Below are 17329 nucleotides of genomic sequence, written 5' to 3' on the forward strand. Positions count from 1 at the left end.
CAAAATGATTATTACTTTCTTGTTCCACCATGTCCACCTGCCACAATTTTTAAAATTCTAATGTTTAAATAAAAGAATTTGAATAATTGAATCAATGGATTTTGCATTTTGGAACGCTGTGCGTTTGATATTCTTTGTGTCATAATTTTAAAATTTATTCAGGAATTAACCACCAAAAAGGTTTCATTTTTGCTTTGTAAAGGAAAGCGTAATGCAAGGATAATTTTACCCAGTGACCCGCTAAACCAATATCTCCAAAAGTTTTTTTAATATCTCTACCACCTGTATTTGGATATTTTTTATAATCGGGAACAATTGGATAGGTTGTAATACTTACACCGCTTCCTTGTGTCATTCCGTAACCTGCTGATGCGATACAAGCAGCTCCCATATTTCCCATAGAGCCTTTGTGATGCAAGGATTCTTTCCCTGTTTTAATGGAATCAATAATGTTATCTGCCACTAATTTTGCTGTAATTCCAGAAGGCATTCCAGTTCTTGGTGGCGATGGGAAAATTTCGGTTCCGTTTTTACTTTTTCGTGGTTTTGAAATGGTATGAGGCGGTGCGAAAGCAATTCCGGGTGCAAAAATAGTTGGATAACTCGGATTTTGATAGGTTTCTGGCCAATCTTGAACCGTCCATTCTTCATAAGGTCTTGGTGTATAATCAGCATCTACTACCATAAAACCTCTAAATAATTTTTCGGTAATATTTTGCCCATTTTTGTCATACGCTTGAAAACCATGTCCTGAAAAAGCGGGAATTAGCATACCAAAATCGAAAGTTTCAGTTTTATATTCGCCTTCTAAATTCTCATAATGTACTAATCCATCTTCGACTTTTGTTACTCCAGCTCCTAAAATCCATTTGATGTCACGATCTTCAAAAATCATTTCCACCATATCTTTAGATTTCATATTGAAACCGTTGTATTCCATCAACATACCGTCCATTCCAAAATCACCTAATTCGTATTCATTTGAAATCCAAGTAATTTCTGCTTTATCACGAACGCCAAACTTTTGCAATTCTTTTTCTACATTCAAAATATATTCAAATGCAGCACCTTGACAAGTAGCTTTTGCATGACCTGTTCCAATTAAAATTTTCGCTTTTTTATCCGATTTTTTTAGTTGGTCTATTAGTTTGTGAAGTGCCTCCGATGCGTGTTCAGCATGATCATAAGTACAAACCGAATATACTTTATTAGTTGCAGGTTGTAAGCCTTCGGTCATATCAAAAGCAAGTTTTGGACCTGTAGCATTAATTAAATAATCATAGGTTACTTTTTCTTGTTTGCCTAAGTTATCGCCAAAAACACCTTCTACTAAAATATAAGGTTTTGCTTCTGAACTATCGCCTTCGGGGTGAAAGGATACGGCTTTGGCTTGTTTATAGCCAATTCCTTTTCTTTTATATAATGGTTCTAAAGGAAAAATTACTTCCTTTGATTTCATTCTTCCAATTCCTACCCAAATATTAGATGGCACCCATTGGTAATTTCTGTTAGGTGAAACTACTATCACTTCGTGCTCTTTGGATAGCTTTCTTCTTAAATGAGCGGCTGCAGTATGACCCGAAATTCCAGCTCCTAAAACAACTATTTTTGACATTTTGATTAGTTTAATAATTCAAAATTAGTTGTTATGTATTTGTACTACAGCAACATTTGTTACATAAAAAAACGCCCCGATATAATCGAGGCGTCTTTAAAATATTAGATTTAAAACTATTCAGCTTTTTTCTCAGTAGCTTTTTTAGATGAACAACATCCACCTGATTTAGCTTCTGAACCACAAGATTTTTTTTCAGCAGTTGAACAAGATTTTTCAGTTTTTGCTTTTTCTTTTTTCGCTTTTTGTTTTGGCTCTTGAGCATTAACATTCATTGATAACATAAAAGCGGCAACAGCCATGATAGAAACTAATTTTTTCATTTTTTGTATTTTTAAATTGTTATTTATTCTTTTTTGTATGTATTGTACTATCACAAATATATATAATTTTAAAAATAGTACTCTTAATTTTTTATTAATTTAACAGTTATTACTTTTTTATTACTTTTTGAGAAACATAAAATTTGTCATCAAAAATAAAAGTTATAATCACAAACTCTGAATTAGCAGCGGCCAAACTAAAGTTCATGTTGTTTATTCCTTCTATTACATCTTCTATTTCTCCTTCTTCTGCTATTTTACCATCTAACGTCGATATTATATAATTGACTTTAGCAGAATAAGCCATATCAAATTGAATTCTAACCGTATCATTTGATGTTGGATTTGGAGAAATCGTAAACGAAAATGGATTTTTACCATCAATTTGGGGCGTGCTTAATAACGGATTTTTCACTAATTTAACTTGGTAAACCGTTGGGTCAGCACTCGTTAAATTGGTTTGATTATCCGTAAAAGCTGAAGGAGATGAACTTTGGATTCCTCCAAATAAATGTCCGATTACAAATTCGTCCGCCGAAATATTCGATAATTGAATTACTTCATTTGAATAATGCGGTAAATTTTCATTCGGAATAAATTCGGCTCCACCTCCTTTTAAATTTGGCATTTCAACAGGCAATTGGTATTCATACAAATCACCTGTTGCTGTTCGAGTAGTTCTACTAATTGTTTTCACAAACGGAACAGTATTGTCTTGAATTAAATTTCCAGCTTGATAGTAATATTGACTCATGCCTCCAAAAAACAAATTGTGCATTTGGTTTAAAGTAGCATCATACAAACACGCTTTTCCGCTGTGATAATTGCTCAAATATTGATTGAATTGGGTTTGTGGAAAATAACCAGATGATTTTATGTCAACTGGATATAAAAAAGGCAAATCCACTGCAATTTGAAATACGCCAGATGAAATCGTATAACCTAATTCACCATCAGGAAACACTTGAGGCAACAAATTATAATCGCGACGGTGCAAATGAACGGCATCTACAACTTCTTCATAATTGGCATAACTCAAACTTGCTCCCGAATTATCAATTGTAAATTTTCGGATAGCATTTGAATAAGTTTGGGTAAATGTTGGATTGTTCATTGGATTGTATCTTCCGTCAAAATGATGACCGCCTACCAAATAAAACGTAGTGCCAATTTTTGCCAATTGTCCGCCCGTAATCGCAAAAACATCATTAGATATTTGCTTAAAATAAGATGTAATCGGAGTTCCTGCAATGATAGCATTTATCAAATTAGGCACATCAACTGAAGTCAAATTATTGAACGTTTTATGATCAGCAGCTGTTGTTGAATAAGCATATCCTCCAATAATAAACAAAGCATCACCATCTTGATAAAAATTCATATTCGTAGATTGCAATTGCTCTTTAATTCCTGTTGGAAGTGAATTCACGGAAGCCGACCAAGATTGCTGCGTTGCAATGTCTACCACATACATATCCGTATTATTTTGAGCTCCTGGAAAAGCGTTAAAAGGCTGACGTGCATGAACACCATCTTTTCTACCACCAATGATTAACCATTTTCCATTGTGTTGCGCAAAAGCATAAGAATGCAATCCTGGTAGTCCTGAAACGGAAACCGGAGTTAACACCACATCGTATGCAAAGGTGCTTTGTGCTGTTGTTGACTGAAAAAAAGCCAACAAAAACACGATTAAAATATTTTTCATTTTATTCCATTATAAGTTAAGCTTGTGTAAAAACACAAACATAAAAATCAACTTTTTTTAAGTTATGAAATGGAAAACTTCGGCGGATGCCAAATGGAATGTTGGTATTTAGAAATAAAGATTTTTTCGTAGTTCGATTTTTCTTTTTCTATTTTGAATTCGGGAAATGAAATTTCTGGTTTAAAATCTAATTCAGCTACAAACTGAACCGGACTAAAATTCAAACTCATAATGATTTTTCCTTTCTCACAACCTGAAGATTCTGAACCTGATTTATTACAAGTTTGTTCACAATTTTCATTCGCAAGCATTTTCACTGCTCGAACTGATGGCAAAGTCACCAGAAGCAATAAGTAAAAACAAAGGATGTGAACTAAAAATTTCATTTAACAAATATATACAAACTTTAAAAACATTTGGTAACATTTGTTACACAAGAAATTAGGATTGTTTCTTTTTGAAGAAATCACTAATCATGTTAAATAGTAATCCTCCTAATATACCTCCACATAAAGTACTATTTAATGGTTTTGAAGTGATAGAACACGTTCCTGAAACACATCCAACATAATGGTAATAAGCATAACCAGAAATTAATCCGAAGACAACTCCAATAGTAGTAATAATGATTTCTTTTTTATTCATTTTATTTAAAAAAACAAAGTTACAATTCGTACGAAAGCGAATTGGTAACAAAAGTTACTTAAAACTGAAAATAAATAAACGGTTGCGCACCTGCAGAAGCCGTAGCATAAACAACCCAATAAATCAATCCTAACAAAACAGCTTTTGCCACTAGTGGTAGAGTTGAAAATGTTTTTTGCATGCCAGCTAAAGTTTTCACTGGAACAAAATGCCAAACCACCCCAATAGCAATTAATAAAAAGACGTTTTTATACCCTAAAATAATAGTTTGCCATTGATTTAAATCGAAAGTTAATTTGGTAATATTATCTGCAATTTGAAATGCTGTTGCGAAATCTTTTGCTCTAAAAAACAACCAACAAAACACTACAAAATGGAAGGTTAAAATAACTTGTATAGTTCTAACAAAAACATTTTTTGGTAACTTAATAAACTGACCAAAAAATTTCTCTACTACTAAAGCCAATCCGTGCAAAACGCCCCAAACTACAAATTTCCATGAAGCACCGTGCCATAATCCGCCTAGTAACATGGTCATGAACAAATTGAAATACGTTCTAATTATTCCTTTACGGTTTCCACCTAAGGTAATGTACAAATAATCACGTAACCATGTAGAAAGCGAAATGTGCCATCTTCTCCAAAATTCGGTGATAGAACCTGATTGATATGGTGTTCTAAAGTTATCAGGCAACCAAAATCCCATTAATAAAGCTAGTCCAATTGCAATATCTGAATATCCAGAAAAGTCACAATAAATTTGAATAGCATAACCATAAGAAGCCATTAAATTTTCGAATGCAGTGTAACTATTCGGTGCATCAAAAACGCGATCAACAAAGTTGCTTGAAATGTAATCCGAAATAACGGCTTTTTTGATTAATCCACCAATAATTAAGAATAAAGCTCGATTGAAATCTTCTTTCGTAAGCTTTAATCTCTCATAAATCTGCGGAATAAAATCACTTGCTCTTACAATTGGTCCCGCTACTAATTGTGGGAAAAACGAAACGAAGAACAAGAAATCCATGAAGCTTTTCGTTGGTTCTAATTCTCTTCGGTAAACATCAATGGTGTAGCTTAACGTTTGGAACGTATAAAATGAAATTCCGACTGGTAGAATAATATCCTCAAACTTCATTGTGCCGTCGAAAAGCGAATTGTAATTATCGATGAAGAAATTGGTGTATTTAAAATAGGCCAACATCCCAAGGTTAATCAACAAACTCAATATCATATAAAATTTACGATAACCTTGTTTGGCTTCTTCGTAAATTAATCGTGATAAGACATAATCAACAACAGATGAAAAAATCAACAATCCAAAATAGATTCCACTCGATTTGTAATAAAAAAACAATGAAAACAGCACCACATAAGTAATGCGGAAATAATGGGTTTTACGTGATAAAATATAAATCACATAAAAAATCAAAAACAATCCTAAAAACAAAGCACTGTTAAACAGTAACGGTTGTTTTGGATTATAAGTAAACCAATTTTCTATTGTTGCTAAATCGATATTCCCTACATTTTCAAGAAACCAATTTTGTATGCTAAAAAGTGCCCTCACTATTGTTTTGTCGATTTAAATAATTCGTATGATTGTAAAAAAGCTTCAAAAAACAATTCGCCTTGTTTTTCATATCCTGCTTTTGAATAATGAACCTTGTCTCTTGCCATATATCCTTTTGCTGCATTTCTACTTATTGCTTTATTACCTCCAAAAACTTGAAGTAAATCCCAAACGGAATAATTTTTCACATGCGCATTTTCTTCAATGAATTCGGCATATTTTTCAATAAATGTATTTTTATATTTTCGATGTAAAACCGAAGGCGGAGACGTCATTACCAAAACACAAGCTTGTGGATTTTTATCTTTAATTCCCTGAATCATTTGGTCCAAATGAGCAAAATATTGGTCGCCAGATTGTTTATCAAAACTCTCATTAGTACCCAAAGATATAATCACTAAATCTGGATTTAAAGCGGGTAATTGCTCATTGAACAATCTGAATTTATTGTAATCAGAAGCTTTCGCACCATTTACACCAATACTGTGATAAATAACACCTGAATTGTCATTTTCTAAAACCAATCCGTTCAAAGCAAAATCATCAATTTCTTGATTTGGAACAATCGCAATTTTATCTAAAGGTGTTTCCGAAATGTAATCGTTTGAAAATGGTGAAGGTTGCAATTCAATTGGAATATATTCCGTTTTTGTACTGGTTTTCGATTGTGTTCCTTTAGTTGGAATCGTCAAAACTTTTCCATCACGAATCATATCACTTTTTAAACCGTTTGCTTTTTTCAAAGCTTTTAAAGAAACATTATATTTATCGGCAATTCCCCCTAAAACTTCACCAGATTTTACTTTATGAGTGATTTTTTTCGGAACTTTTCTTTCAATGACAATATTTTTATTAGATACTGAAACATCAAACAAATTTACATTTTGAGGTGTAATCACTTTCAATTTTGTGAAATTATATTGTGCATCTTTTACATTCAATTGAATCGCAAAATCTTTTGAAGTCGTTTCCATAGAAAAACCACTCAATCCAACGGGACGATTAGCATCGGCATATAAATTTCGAAAACTTTGAAAATTCCCTGAGGCTGAATAGCGAATCGGAGCGCTGTTATTTGTCTTAGCTACGCTATATGGAAAAGTAAATCCAAAACCACCATTCCCATACACTTTTTGAAATTGAGTACGAATTTTGGCTGTAAATAAATCCGCTTGAATATGCGAATCGCCAATATGAACAATATTAATTTTTCCTGATTTACTTTGCTCTAATTGGTACATTTTCTCATAGAACACCAAAAGCGCATTCGGATTGTGAATGTCGTTTCCTGTGAAAGTAACTTCAATAGAATCAATTACGGGAATATCTACATAAACCGAGTCCATTGGTACCAATAAAGTATCTTGAGAAAATCCTAAAAAAGAAATCCCAAACAAAAGCATCAAAAATCTATTCTTCATAAACGGAATCTTTATTGATTATGACACTATCTTTTTTGATAGGGACTACTGGTTTTTTACGCTTCTTTCTCAATCCTTTATAGGTTTCATAGCCTTGATTTAATTGAGTAAAAATTAAATTTGCAGCTTCTTTCGCTCCTCTGTGATTAAAATGCGTGTAATCTTTATTAGCTCTAGCTGGCTCTTGTTCTACCCATTGAATCATAGAACCATCGCCACCCATTAGCGTGTACATATTTACAAAACTCGATTCCGATTTAATAGCATATCGTTTTTGTGCTGTATTTAAAGGAACAACAGCAGAATCAGTTTTCATTTCTAAATCGTATTTGGTAGATTTATCAGCAGTTGACACAATCAAAATAGACACTCCTGGAAAACATTCTTTCAAATGCGCTACTACTTTTGCCATTCGTTTTTCGTACCAACCGTAATTCAACGAACCATAATTCAAAACATTGGCTCCGTATTGCAACACAATTAAATCGTAATCTAATTTCGAATGAAATGCACGCATGGTTGCCACATCAAAACTTCCAATTGGCAAACCTGAATTTCCTCTATTTGAGAAATTATCCACATGAACACCTTTCCCGTCATCGAAATTGAATCCGTAAATTGGAATAGAATCGGCTTTTTTGAAATTAACTTTTATACTTTTTAAATTCCCTTCTGATAAAGTCAATGTATTAACTAACTTATTAGGTGTCAGTTTTTTAACAATAGTATCTGCGCCAGAAGTATAAAACACTTTTCCTTCTTTATTCGACGAGCTTCCGTAGAATAAGGTTGGGCGAGGTAATTCTGAGGCAAATCTTGTTTTATTGGCTTTATATTTTACCCATGCTACATTTGCCGTATCATTCGCATAAAATACATGTCCGTTTACACCAAATGGATTGGATGGACGCTTTACTTTTAAATACGATTGGGTTTTCCAATTTCCTGAAAATTCATGAGTAACAGAACTCCTAGAAGTAGCTGATTCTGATGTAATATTGACAAATCCCACACCTTGACCACCAAATTTTTCTTGTAAATAGGTTCTAAAATCTTTTACAATTAAATCGCCATCCGTCATCGAATCTCCAAAATAAGCAATACGAACATTGCCTTCTTTTTTAGTTTCTAGTTGAAAAAGTTTTTCAAAAAATGTTGCTAAATATTGATTTCCGGTATATTCTTCGAATGTTTCTGGTGGAAATTGAATTCCGTTTACCACTTTATAATCAATTACGGTTTTAGCCATAGAATCTTCTACAACTTCTCCTTCATCTTCGGCAATAGCTTCTAAAAGCAAACTATCAACCACTACATTTTTAGAACTAAAAGTACTTTCCGTAAACAACTTTTTAGGTAAAAACGTTTTGAAAGCCAAAAAAGACAATCCAGAAACGATTACCACGATTAAAGTTTGAAAAAAATATTTTGATGTGTTCATTTATTAAATTTCAATTTCAAGTGCAAATTCAAAAATCAAGGATAACTTCAAACTCGTAACTCTGTTTACATTCTCTCAGGAACTTCAATTCCTAATAACTGAAATGCATTTTTTATTGTGTTTCCAACTGATTTTGACAATTGTACTCTAAACACTTTTTTATCTTGATTTTCTTCTCCCAAGATTGAAACCTGTTGATAGAATGAATTGAACTCTTTAACCAAATCATAAGTATAATTCGCAATTAAAGCTGGACTATGATTCTCTGCCGCATTTTGAATGACTTCAGGAAATAATTGTACTTGCTTGATTAATTCTTTCTCTTTTTCGTGTAATTCTAATCCCGAAATCGAAATTGAAGTATCAAAATCAGCTTTTCTTAAAATCGATTGAATACGAGCGTAAGTGTACTGAATAAATGGCCCTGTATTTCCTGCAAAATCAACTGATTCTTCTGGATTGAACATCATTTGTTTTTTCGGATCAACCTTTAACATATAATATTTCAAAGCTCCTAAACCAATTGTTTTGAACAAAACCGCTTTTTCATCTTCAGAATAACCTTCTAATTTCCCTAAATCTTCCGAAATAGTTTGTGCTGTTGTAGTCATTTCTGCCATTAAATCATCTGCATCTACAACTGTTCCTTCACGAGATTTCATTTTTCCCGAAGGCAATTCTACCATTCCGTATGATAAATGATATAAGCTATCAGCCCAATCAAATCCTAACTTTTTCAAGATTAAGAATAACACTTTGAAGTGGTAATCTTGCTCGTTTCCAACGGTGTAAACCATTCCTCCTACATCTGAAAAATCTTTCACACGTTGGATTGCAGTTCCAATATCTTGTGTCATGTAAACCGCTGTTCCATCAGAACGAAGCACGATTTTTCTATCTAAACCATCCGCCGTTAAATCAATCCAAACCGAACCATCTGGATCTTTCTCGAAAATGCCTTTTTCTAAACCAAATTGCACTACTTCTTTCCCTAGTAAATACGTGTTTGATTCATAATAATAGCTATCAAAATTGACACCAAGATTTTTATACGTTTGTTCAAAACCATCATACACCCATTGGTTCATGGTTTTCCAAAGTTCTATAACTTCTGGTTTTCCATTTTCCCAATCTAAAAGCATTTGTTGTGCTTCTAAAATAGATGGTGCTAGTTTTTTTGCTTCGTCTTCAGTTTTACCTTGAGCGATTAATTCTGAAATTTCTTTTTTGTATTGTTTGTCAAACTCAACGTAGAAATTCCCAACCAATTTATCACCTTTCAATCCTGTTGATTCTGGCGTTTGTCCGTTTCCGAATTTTTGCCAAGCTAACATTGATTTGCAGATGTGAATTCCTCTATCGTTGATGATTTGAGTTTTATATACTTTTTTTCCAGAAGCTTTAATGATTTCGGCAACAGAATAACCCAATAAGTTGTTACGAATATGACCTAAATGCAACGGTTTGTTCGTGTTTGGTGAAGAATATTCAACCATTACCGCTTTTTCACCTACTTTTGGAGTTACAAAACCAAAGGTTTCGTTGTTTTTAATTGAATTGAAAAATTCCACATAAAAAGCATCCGAAATCACAATATTTAAAAATCCGCCTACCACATTGAACTTAGCCACTTCATTTACGTTCGCTACTAAGTAATTTCCAATCTGATTTCCGATTTCAACTGGATTACCTTTTAATGCTTTTACTAAAGGAAAAACTACCATAGTAATATCACCTTCAAACTCTTTCCTAGTTGCCTGAAATTCAACTTTTTCAATAGAAATATTGAACAATTCAAGAACCGCTTTTTGGATGTGTGTTGTTAATGTGTGATGTAATGTCATTTTACCTTATTTTTTTGAACGTGCAAAGGTAAGAATTTTGACAATAGAATGATGAAATAAAATTTCAGAAATCACCTTCAAATGTTAAAAAAAATATAATTAGCAAAAATACTGTAACATTTAACAATTGTTGAAGTCTATTAAGCACAATCATCAATCATTTTAATTAAAAACAAACAAATGAAACTTAAATTAATTATCACCTGTTTTTTGTGCTCAATTGCTTTTGGATTTGCACAAAATTCAGGAAGCATTAAAGGTAAAGTAGTTGACAAAAAAACAAATGAGCCTTTACCTTACGTGAACATTATTCTTAAAGATAATGACAAGATTGTTACAGGAGGTGTAACCACAGAAGATGGAAATTTTACAGTTAACAAATTAGCATTACAAAAATACACAGTTGAAATTCAATTTATTGGCTACACAACCGTTATTAAAAACATTGATTTGACTGCTGATGCCAATCAAAACTTAGGAACAATAGCTATTTCTGAAGACGTTTCAGAATTAAAAGACGTAGAAGTTGTGGCTGAACGCTCTAACATGGTGCAAAAAATCGACAGAAAAGTAATTAATGTTGGAAAAGATTTAATCGCATCAGGAACTACAGCTTCTGAAATTATGAATAATATTCCAACCGTAAGTATTGACCCTCAAACGAAAGAAATTAGTATGAGAGGAAACACCAATGTACGCGTACTTATCGACGGAAAACCTTCGAATGTTTCAGTGGAGCAATTGTTACAACAAATTCCTTCGGCATCCATTAAACAAATTGAATTGATTACGAATCCATCTGCAAAATACAATCCAGAAGGAATGAGCGGAATTATCAATATTATTTTGCATAAAAATTCGCAAGATGGTTTTAATGGTTCCTTAAACACAGGAGTTACTTTCGGAATTACTCCAAAAACAAACTCGGCTCTGAACATGAATTACCGTGTAGGTAAAGTGAATTTTTATACTAATTATGGTTTTAATCACGGAATTAATGCTAACAATGGTTATGTTGAAAGCGAAAGAACTAATGAAGAAAATCGTCAAGATTTTAATTTCCGAAATAAAAATAATTCGCATCTATTAAAACTAGGAATGGATTATTATATCAACGATAAAAACACAATTTCCGCTTATACTAACCAAAGTTTTACTTATGGTTCTGGCACAGGTTTAACAACTATTATTTATGACGATCCTGTTGCAAACGATAATGTAATTCAGTATTTTGATAGCAAAGGTGATAATAAAAACCAAACCTATGATTTAGTTTACAAACATGATTTTGATAAAAAAGACGAAAATTTAGAGCTTCAATTAAATTATTCTCACACTGAAAATAATGAAAACACCGTTTACGAGGAAACATCAAGCTTGGATAGAACTAACATAGTTCCTGGAACAACAGATTATTTTCAGTTTAATGCCGATTATGTAAATCCGATAACTGAAACTACAAAATTAGAATTAGGAGTTGAAACAAGAATTCAAAATTCGGGAAACCGTTTTTATGACGACAACCCTAGTGCTATAAGCGCTAATAATTCTTTTGAATTTGGAAGAAATATTTATTCGGCTTATGCTAATTTAGGGAAACAAATTGGAAAATGGAGTGGTCAACTTGGTGTTCGTTTAGAATATTTTGATTTAGATGCTAATTTTTCGATTAATGAAACAAATCCAACTTTCAACGATACTCAAAGTATTTCTGACGATTTGTTTACAGCTTATCCATCAGCATTTTTAACGTATACAGCTAACGATAAAAACTCATTTAATTTCAATTATTCAAGAAGAGTTGACCGACCAAGTATTGGACAAATTAGCCCAATTAGAGAATGGACAACACCTTTAATGGAATCGAGAGGAAATCCAGCTTTAGTTCCACAATTCACCAATTCGTTTGAAATAAATTATACTAGAACTACAAAAATTGGTTCAATTACAAGTGGTGTATTTTATAGAAGTATTTCTGATGAAATTTCGAGAGTGGTTTTCAACGACCCTAACAATACAAACCGTAATATTTTATCTTATGACAACTTTGATAACAATGATGCTTTTGGAATTGAAACTTCAGGAAATTTAAAATTTGCAAAATGGTGGGCGGTTAATGCTAGTTCAGATGTCTATTTTAAAACTGCAAAAGGAACCGTACAAAATGCAAACACTAACGCAATTGAAAACAAAGAAGTTGATGTCGTAACTTTTAATGTTAGAATGAATAATACATTTACTGTTACTAAAGATTTACGTTTTCAATTATTTGGAATGTACAGAGGAAAAGACAGAGGATTACAATATGACAGGTTAGAAATGTACAAAATGGATTTTGGAGCAACCTACAACATCTTAAAAGGAAAAGGAACTATCACAGCTCGCTACAACGACGTTTTTGAAAATATGCGTTTTGCTTTTGATGGAAATATCCCTTTCAGACAACAAGGAGCATTTTATTGGGAAAGTCAAACTTTTTACGTAGGATTCAATTACATTTTTGGTGGTGGAAAAAACCGTGCTCTAGCTAGAAAACAAAGAGATGCTAACGAAACTCAAAGTGGTGGTGGAATGTTCTAGCCACCCCTAACCCCTCCAAAGGAGGGGAATTTATAAACCATTAAAAAAGCGTTCTGAAAATTTCAGAACGCTTTTTTAATAATAATCTTTTTTCTTGCTTCTTGCTTCTTTTCTCTAACTTCTAATTACCATCTTATAATCACACTTCCCCAAGTAAATCCAGAACCAAAAGCAGCTAAAACCACTAAATCGCCTGATTTGATTTTACCTTGTTCCCAAGCTTCAGTTAAAGCTATTGGAATGGAAGCTGCAGTTGTATTTCCGTATTTTTGAATATTGTTGAATACTTGGTCATCTGTTAAACGGAATTTCTGTTGAATAAATTGTGAGATTCTCAGATTCGCTTGATGTGGCACCAACATATTAATATCCGAAACTTGCAAATTATTAGCTTGCAACCCTTCGTTGATTACTTCGCTAAAACGAACTACTGCATTTTTAAATACGAATTGTCCGTTCATATATGGATAATAACTCTCGTCATTTGGGTCGTTATCAGCAATGATGTCGGTTACCCAACGTTTTCCCATTCCTGGAGCAATTAATGATAATTCTTCTGCGTGTTGTCCTTCCGAATGTAAATGTGTAGATAAAATTCCTTTAGACAAATCTTCTTCTCTTGAAAGCACGGCTGCTCCAGCTCCATCACCAAAAATTACTGAAACTCCTCTACCGCGAGTTGTCATGTCTAAACCTGTTGAGTGTAGTTCAGAACCGATTACTAAAACATTTTTATACATTCCGGTTTTAATGTATTGATCCGCAATTGAAATAGCGTATACAAATCCTGAACATTGATTACGAACATCTAAAGCGCCAACCGTTCTTAAACCTAAATCGCGTTGCACTAAAACACCTGGACCTGGAAAATAATAATCAGGACTCAAGGTTGCAAATATGACAAAATCGATATCTTCTTTAGCTACTCCTGAACGCTCAATGGCAATTTTAGCCGCTTTTACACCCATTGATGTGGTTGTATCTTCTCCTCTTATGATGTGGCGACGTTCTTGAATTCCGGTTCTTTCCTGAATCCACTCATCATTGGTGTCCATTTTTTTGGCCAAATCATCATTGGTAACAATATTATCTGGCACGTAATAGCCTAATCCTGATATTTTGGAATGAAACATAATTTATTTCTTTAATTAAATTTAGCCTGCAAAAATACAAACTTTAAGCGTATTTGTTGAGCATATAAAAAAAAGTCCAACTTAAAAATAAGTTGGACTTTTTTAATTTTTATACTTTATGCTGTTTGATCATCCGTTTCTGCATCTGGAGCATTTTTAGCTACAGAAGCAATTCCGTTGTCTCTAGAAGCTGTACTTTCATACATTTCACTTGTACCAATGATTTGACCATTAGTCGCTTTTAAATTGAAATAATACTTTCCGTTTTTAGATTCCAAACGATCAAAACGAGCATCATCTTGTGAATTTTTCTTAACCGATTCTACTCCGTTTAAACAAGCCGCTTTTGTAGTGTAACCTTCACTTGCCAAGATTTCTTGACCATTACCAGCTTTTAAGCTAAATTGAAACTCTCCGTTTTTTCTTGTCGTAATTACAAATTTTCCCATGTTTTAAAATTTTATTTTGAACTATTTTATTTACAAACGAATCATAAAGTTACAAAAAAAATTAACATATAATTTAAAATTTCTAAAATCTAAAAAATTAATTTTAGAGCTTAATATTCAAACCAACAAACATGAAATTAAGATTATTGACATTTGTGGCGTTTTTGGGAACTTTTTTAAGTACATCGGCACAAGAAAATGTAACGTATCAAAAACCTTCTCCCGAGATTTTAGCGTTAGCAGATTACGAAAGAGCACCATCTGTAAGTATGGACACTAAAAAGGAGTACATGCTTTTGAGTTATCGAAATACTTACAAAACACTTGATGATTTAAATCAAGAAGAAATGAAATTAGGCGGCTTAAGAATTAATCCAATAACCAATATTTCAAGCACGGTAACTTATATTAATAATCTAAAAGTTAGAAAAATAAAAGATAAAGCGGAAATTCAAGTGAAAGGGTTACCAGAAAACGCTCGAATTACCAATGTTTCTTGGTCGCCAAACGAAAAGAAAATTGCTTTTACCAATACTACCAATAAAGGAGTTGAACTTTGGGTTTTAGACGTAGTTTCGGCTACAGCTAAAAAATTAACTGCTGATAATTTGAATGCAAATTTAGGAAATCCATTCAACTGGATGAAAGATAACGAAACACTATTGGTAAAGGTTCTTCCAAAAGACCGTCCGGCATTAATTAATAGCACTAAAGATTTACCAAAAGGACCAACTGTTTCTTTAAGCGACGGTTCAAAATCACAAAATAGAACCTATCAAGATTTATTGAAAAACAAAACAGACGAAGCAAATTTTGATGCTTTAGTGACATCTGAATTGTATAAAGTTTCTCTTTCTGGAAATACTACTTTATTTAAAACAGCTGACATTTATGCGGGCGAGAGTTTTTCTCCAGACGGTAATTATTTGATGGTAACAACTATTCAAAAACCATATTCTTACATTGTACCATTAAGTCGTTTTCCACAAAAAACTACGATTTATGATGTTAACGGAAAAGAAGTGAAAGTGGTGAATGAAGTACCGTTAACTGAAATTATGCCTAAAGGTTTTTCATCTGTAAGAAAAGGAAAAAGAAGTATGGGATGGAGATCTGACAAAGCAGCAACTTTATATTTTGTAGAAGCTTTAGATGGTGGAGATCAAGCCGTAAAAGTAGATTTCAGAGACGAAGTGTTCTTATGGGAAGCACCATTTTCTTCAAATCCTACAAGCTTAATTAAAACACAACAACGTTATGCGGGAATTATGTGGGCAAACGAAAACATTGCTATCGTTGCCGATTCTTGGTACGATACTAGAAACACAAAAGCCTATTTATTTAATCCATCTAATTTAGCTATTGCTCCAAAAATTATTGAAGATAGAAATTCGCAAGATATTTACTCGGATCCTGGAAATTTTGAAATGAAAAAGAATACGTTTGGACGTTATGTAATTGCAATTGAAAACAACAAAGGTTACTTAATTGGTGCTGGAAATACTAAAGACGGACAATTCCCTTTTATTGATGAATACGATTTCTCTACTTTGAAAAAAACGAGATTGTACACTTCTAACATGAAAGACAAAAAAGAAGATTTATTATCAATTGAAGATTTCAAAAAAGGAGAAGTATTGGTAATGATTCAATCTAAAAATGAGTATCCAAATTACTATTTTAGAAACATCAAATCAAAAAACAAATTAACACCAATTACCGCTTTCAAAAACCCATTCGAAAGTATTAAAAACGTTCACAAAGAAGTTATCAAATACAAGAGAAAAGATGGTGTTGAATTATCAGGAACTTTGTATTTACCTGTGGGTTATGACAAAACGAAAAAAGAGAAATTGCCTTTGTTAATTTGGGCCTATCCAGCAGAATACAAAGACAAAAACTCAGCTGGACAAAGTGATAAAAACCCTAATGAATTTACATTCCCTAACTATGGTTCATTTGTATATTGGGTAACCAAAGGTTATGCCGTTTTAGATGATGCTGCTTTCCCAATTATTGGTGAAGGAACAACAGAACCTAACGATACATTTATTCCACAATTAGTTGCAAATGCTGAAGCTGCGATTGATGCTGTAGACAAATTAGGCTATATCAATCGTAAAAAAGTAGCTATTGGAGGTCACTCATATGGAGCTTTCATGACGGCTAACTTGTTAACACATTCTAATTTATTTGCGTGTGGAATTGCCAGAAGTGGTGCTTACAACAGAACATTAACTCCTTTCGGATTCCAAAGCGAGCAACGTAATTACTGGGATGTTCCGGGAGTTTACAACGGAATGTCGCCATTTATGAATGCAGAAAAAATGAAAACACCTTTATTATTAGTTCACGGTGAAGCTGATAACAATCCTGGAACTTTCACACTTCAATCGGAGCGTTATTTCCAAGCGTTAAAAGGATTAGGTGGTCCTGCAAGATTGGTAATTTTACCAAAAGAAAGTCATGGTTATGTAGCTAAAGAAAATATTCTACATTTATTATGGGAACAAGACCAATTCTTAGAAAAATATTTAAAGAATTAGAAAAAAGAACATAGAATAAAGAAGATAGACCTTTGAATTGAAAGATTT

At 32.8% G+C, this 17329-nt stretch carries 14 protein-coding genes; 2 read left to right on the forward strand and 12 right to left on the reverse strand.

Translation table 11 applies throughout. The features are described from left to right. Positions 1-11 precede the first annotated feature (11 nt). The 10 genes from B2741_RS05220 to argS form a co-directional block, all read right to left on the reverse strand. Positions 12-143: a hypothetical protein gene (locus tag B2741_RS05220; protein WP_255471468.1), complete on the reverse strand. Its 132-nt coding sequence runs from the start codon at positions 141-143 to the stop codon at positions 12-14. A gap of 11 nt (positions 144-154) precedes the next feature. Then, a complete protein-coding gene (locus B2741_RS05225) occupies positions 155-1615 on the reverse strand; it encodes an NAD(P)/FAD-dependent oxidoreductase (protein WP_291136070.1) in 1461 nt (486 codons plus the stop codon). 116 nt (positions 1616-1731) lie between these two features. After that, positions 1732-1938: a hypothetical protein gene (locus tag B2741_RS05230; protein WP_291136072.1), complete on the reverse strand. Its 207-nt coding sequence runs from the start codon at positions 1936-1938 to the stop codon at positions 1732-1734. A gap of 109 nt (positions 1939-2047) precedes the next feature. After that, positions 2048-3646 carry a hypothetical protein gene (locus B2741_RS05235; protein ID WP_291136074.1) on the reverse strand — a complete coding sequence of 533 codons (1599 nt, stop codon included), beginning with the start codon at positions 3644-3646 and terminating at the stop codon, positions 2048-2050. A gap of 62 nt (positions 3647-3708) precedes the next feature. Continuing rightward, on the reverse strand, positions 3709-3957 hold the full coding sequence (locus B2741_RS05240; RefSeq protein ID WP_291136076.1) for a hypothetical protein: 249 nt from the start codon (positions 3955-3957) through the stop codon (positions 3709-3711). A gap of 130 nt (positions 3958-4087) precedes the next feature. Further along, positions 4088-4291 (reverse strand): hypothetical protein, encoded by a 204-nt coding sequence (locus B2741_RS05245; RefSeq protein WP_291136078.1) that lies wholly within the window; start codon positions 4289-4291, stop codon positions 4088-4090. 58 nt (positions 4292-4349) lie between these two features. Beyond that, a complete protein-coding gene (locus tag B2741_RS05250) occupies positions 4350-5864 on the reverse strand; it encodes an MBOAT family O-acyltransferase (RefSeq protein ID WP_291136080.1) in 1515 nt (504 codons plus the stop codon). Then, positions 5864-7288 carry a GDSL-type esterase/lipase family protein gene (locus B2741_RS05255; RefSeq protein WP_291136082.1) on the reverse strand — a complete coding sequence of 475 codons (1425 nt, stop codon included), beginning with the start codon at positions 7286-7288 and terminating at the stop codon, positions 5864-5866. The genes B2741_RS05250 and B2741_RS05255 overlap by 1 nt, the downstream gene beginning before the upstream one ends. Further along, a complete protein-coding gene (locus tag B2741_RS05260) occupies positions 7278-8729 on the reverse strand; it encodes a hypothetical protein (RefSeq protein WP_291136084.1) in 1452 nt (483 codons plus the stop codon). The genes B2741_RS05255 and B2741_RS05260 overlap by 11 nt, the downstream gene beginning before the upstream one ends. A gap of 65 nt (positions 8730-8794) precedes the next feature. Continuing rightward, positions 8795-10573: an arginine--tRNA ligase gene (gene argS / locus B2741_RS05265; protein WP_291136086.1), complete on the reverse strand. Its 1779-nt coding sequence runs from the start codon at positions 10571-10573 to the stop codon at positions 8795-8797. A gap of 180 nt (positions 10574-10753) precedes the next feature. On the opposite strand from argS, the gene B2741_RS05270 reads away from it, so the two are divergent. Then, a complete protein-coding gene (locus tag B2741_RS05270) occupies positions 10754-13153 on the forward strand; it encodes an outer membrane beta-barrel family protein (protein ID WP_291136088.1) in 2400 nt (799 codons plus the stop codon). A 125-nt stretch (positions 13154-13278) separates the two neighbouring features. On the opposite strand, the gene B2741_RS05275 is transcribed toward B2741_RS05270, so the two are convergent. Both B2741_RS05275 and B2741_RS05280 read right to left on the reverse strand, forming a co-directional pair. Beyond that, on the reverse strand, positions 13279-14286 hold the full coding sequence (locus tag B2741_RS05275) for a 3-oxoacyl-ACP synthase III family protein (protein ID WP_291136090.1): 1008 nt from the start codon (positions 14284-14286) through the stop codon (positions 13279-13281). Positions 14287-14402: 116 nt separating this feature from the next. Beyond that, positions 14403-14735 (reverse strand): YegP family protein, encoded by a 333-nt coding sequence (locus tag B2741_RS05280; protein ID WP_291136092.1) that lies wholly within the window; start codon positions 14733-14735, stop codon positions 14403-14405. Positions 14736-14866: 131 nt separating this feature from the next. On the opposite strand from B2741_RS05280, the gene B2741_RS05285 reads away from it, so the two are divergent. Beyond that, positions 14867-17281, forward strand: coding sequence for a prolyl oligopeptidase family serine peptidase (locus B2741_RS05285; protein ID WP_291136094.1), 2415 nt, complete (start codon positions 14867-14869; stop codon positions 17279-17281). Positions 17282-17329: the final 48 nt, after the last annotated feature.

This window comes from Flavobacterium sp. UBA7663 (assembly GCF_002483315.1).
Taxonomy (GTDB): domain Bacteria; phylum Bacteroidota; class Bacteroidia; order Flavobacteriales; family Flavobacteriaceae; genus Flavobacterium.

What these genes read in the sequence shown, in the direction of transcription:
- B2741_RS05220 (WP_255471468.1), bottom strand. Translation starts at nt 143, where the DNA reads ATGACACAAAGAATATCAAACGCACAGCGTTCCAAAATGCAAAATCCA.
- B2741_RS05225 (WP_291136070.1), bottom strand. Translation starts at nt 1,615, where the DNA reads ATGTCAAAAATAGTTGTTTTAGGAGCTGGAATTTCGGGTCATACTGCA.
- B2741_RS05230 (WP_291136072.1), bottom strand. Translation starts at nt 1,938, where the DNA reads ATGAAAAAATTAGTTTCTATCATGGCTGTTGCCGCTTTTATGTTATCA.
- B2741_RS05235 (WP_291136074.1), bottom strand. Translation starts at nt 3,646, where the DNA reads ATGAAAAATATTTTAATCGTGTTTTTGTTGGCTTTTTTTCAGTCAACA.
- B2741_RS05240 (WP_291136076.1), bottom strand. Translation starts at nt 3,957, where the DNA reads ATGCTTGCGAATGAAAATTGTGAACAAACTTGTAATAAATCAGGTTCA.
- B2741_RS05245 (WP_291136078.1), bottom strand. Translation starts at nt 4,291, where the DNA reads ATGAATAAAAAAGAAATCATTATTACTACTATTGGAGTTGTCTTCGGA.
- B2741_RS05255 (WP_291136082.1), bottom strand. Translation starts at nt 7,288, where the DNA reads ATGAAGAATAGATTTTTGATGCTTTTGTTTGGGATTTCTTTTTTAGGA.
- B2741_RS05260 (WP_291136084.1), bottom strand. Translation starts at nt 8,729, where the DNA reads ATGAACACATCAAAATATTTTTTTCAAACTTTAATCGTGGTAATCGTT.
- argS (WP_291136086.1), bottom strand. Translation starts at nt 10,573, where the DNA reads ATGACATTACATCACACATTAACAACACACATCCAAAAAGCGGTTCTT.
- B2741_RS05270 (WP_291136088.1), top strand. Translation starts at nt 10,754, where the DNA reads ATGAAACTTAAATTAATTATCACCTGTTTTTTGTGCTCAATTGCTTTT.
- B2741_RS05275 (WP_291136090.1), bottom strand. Translation starts at nt 14,286, where the DNA reads ATGTTTCATTCCAAAATATCAGGATTAGGCTATTACGTGCCAGATAAT.
- B2741_RS05280 (WP_291136092.1), bottom strand. Translation starts at nt 14,735, where the DNA reads ATGGGAAAATTTGTAATTACGACAAGAAAAAACGGAGAGTTTCAATTT.
- B2741_RS05285 (WP_291136094.1), top strand. Translation starts at nt 14,867, where the DNA reads ATGAAATTAAGATTATTGACATTTGTGGCGTTTTTGGGAACTTTTTTA.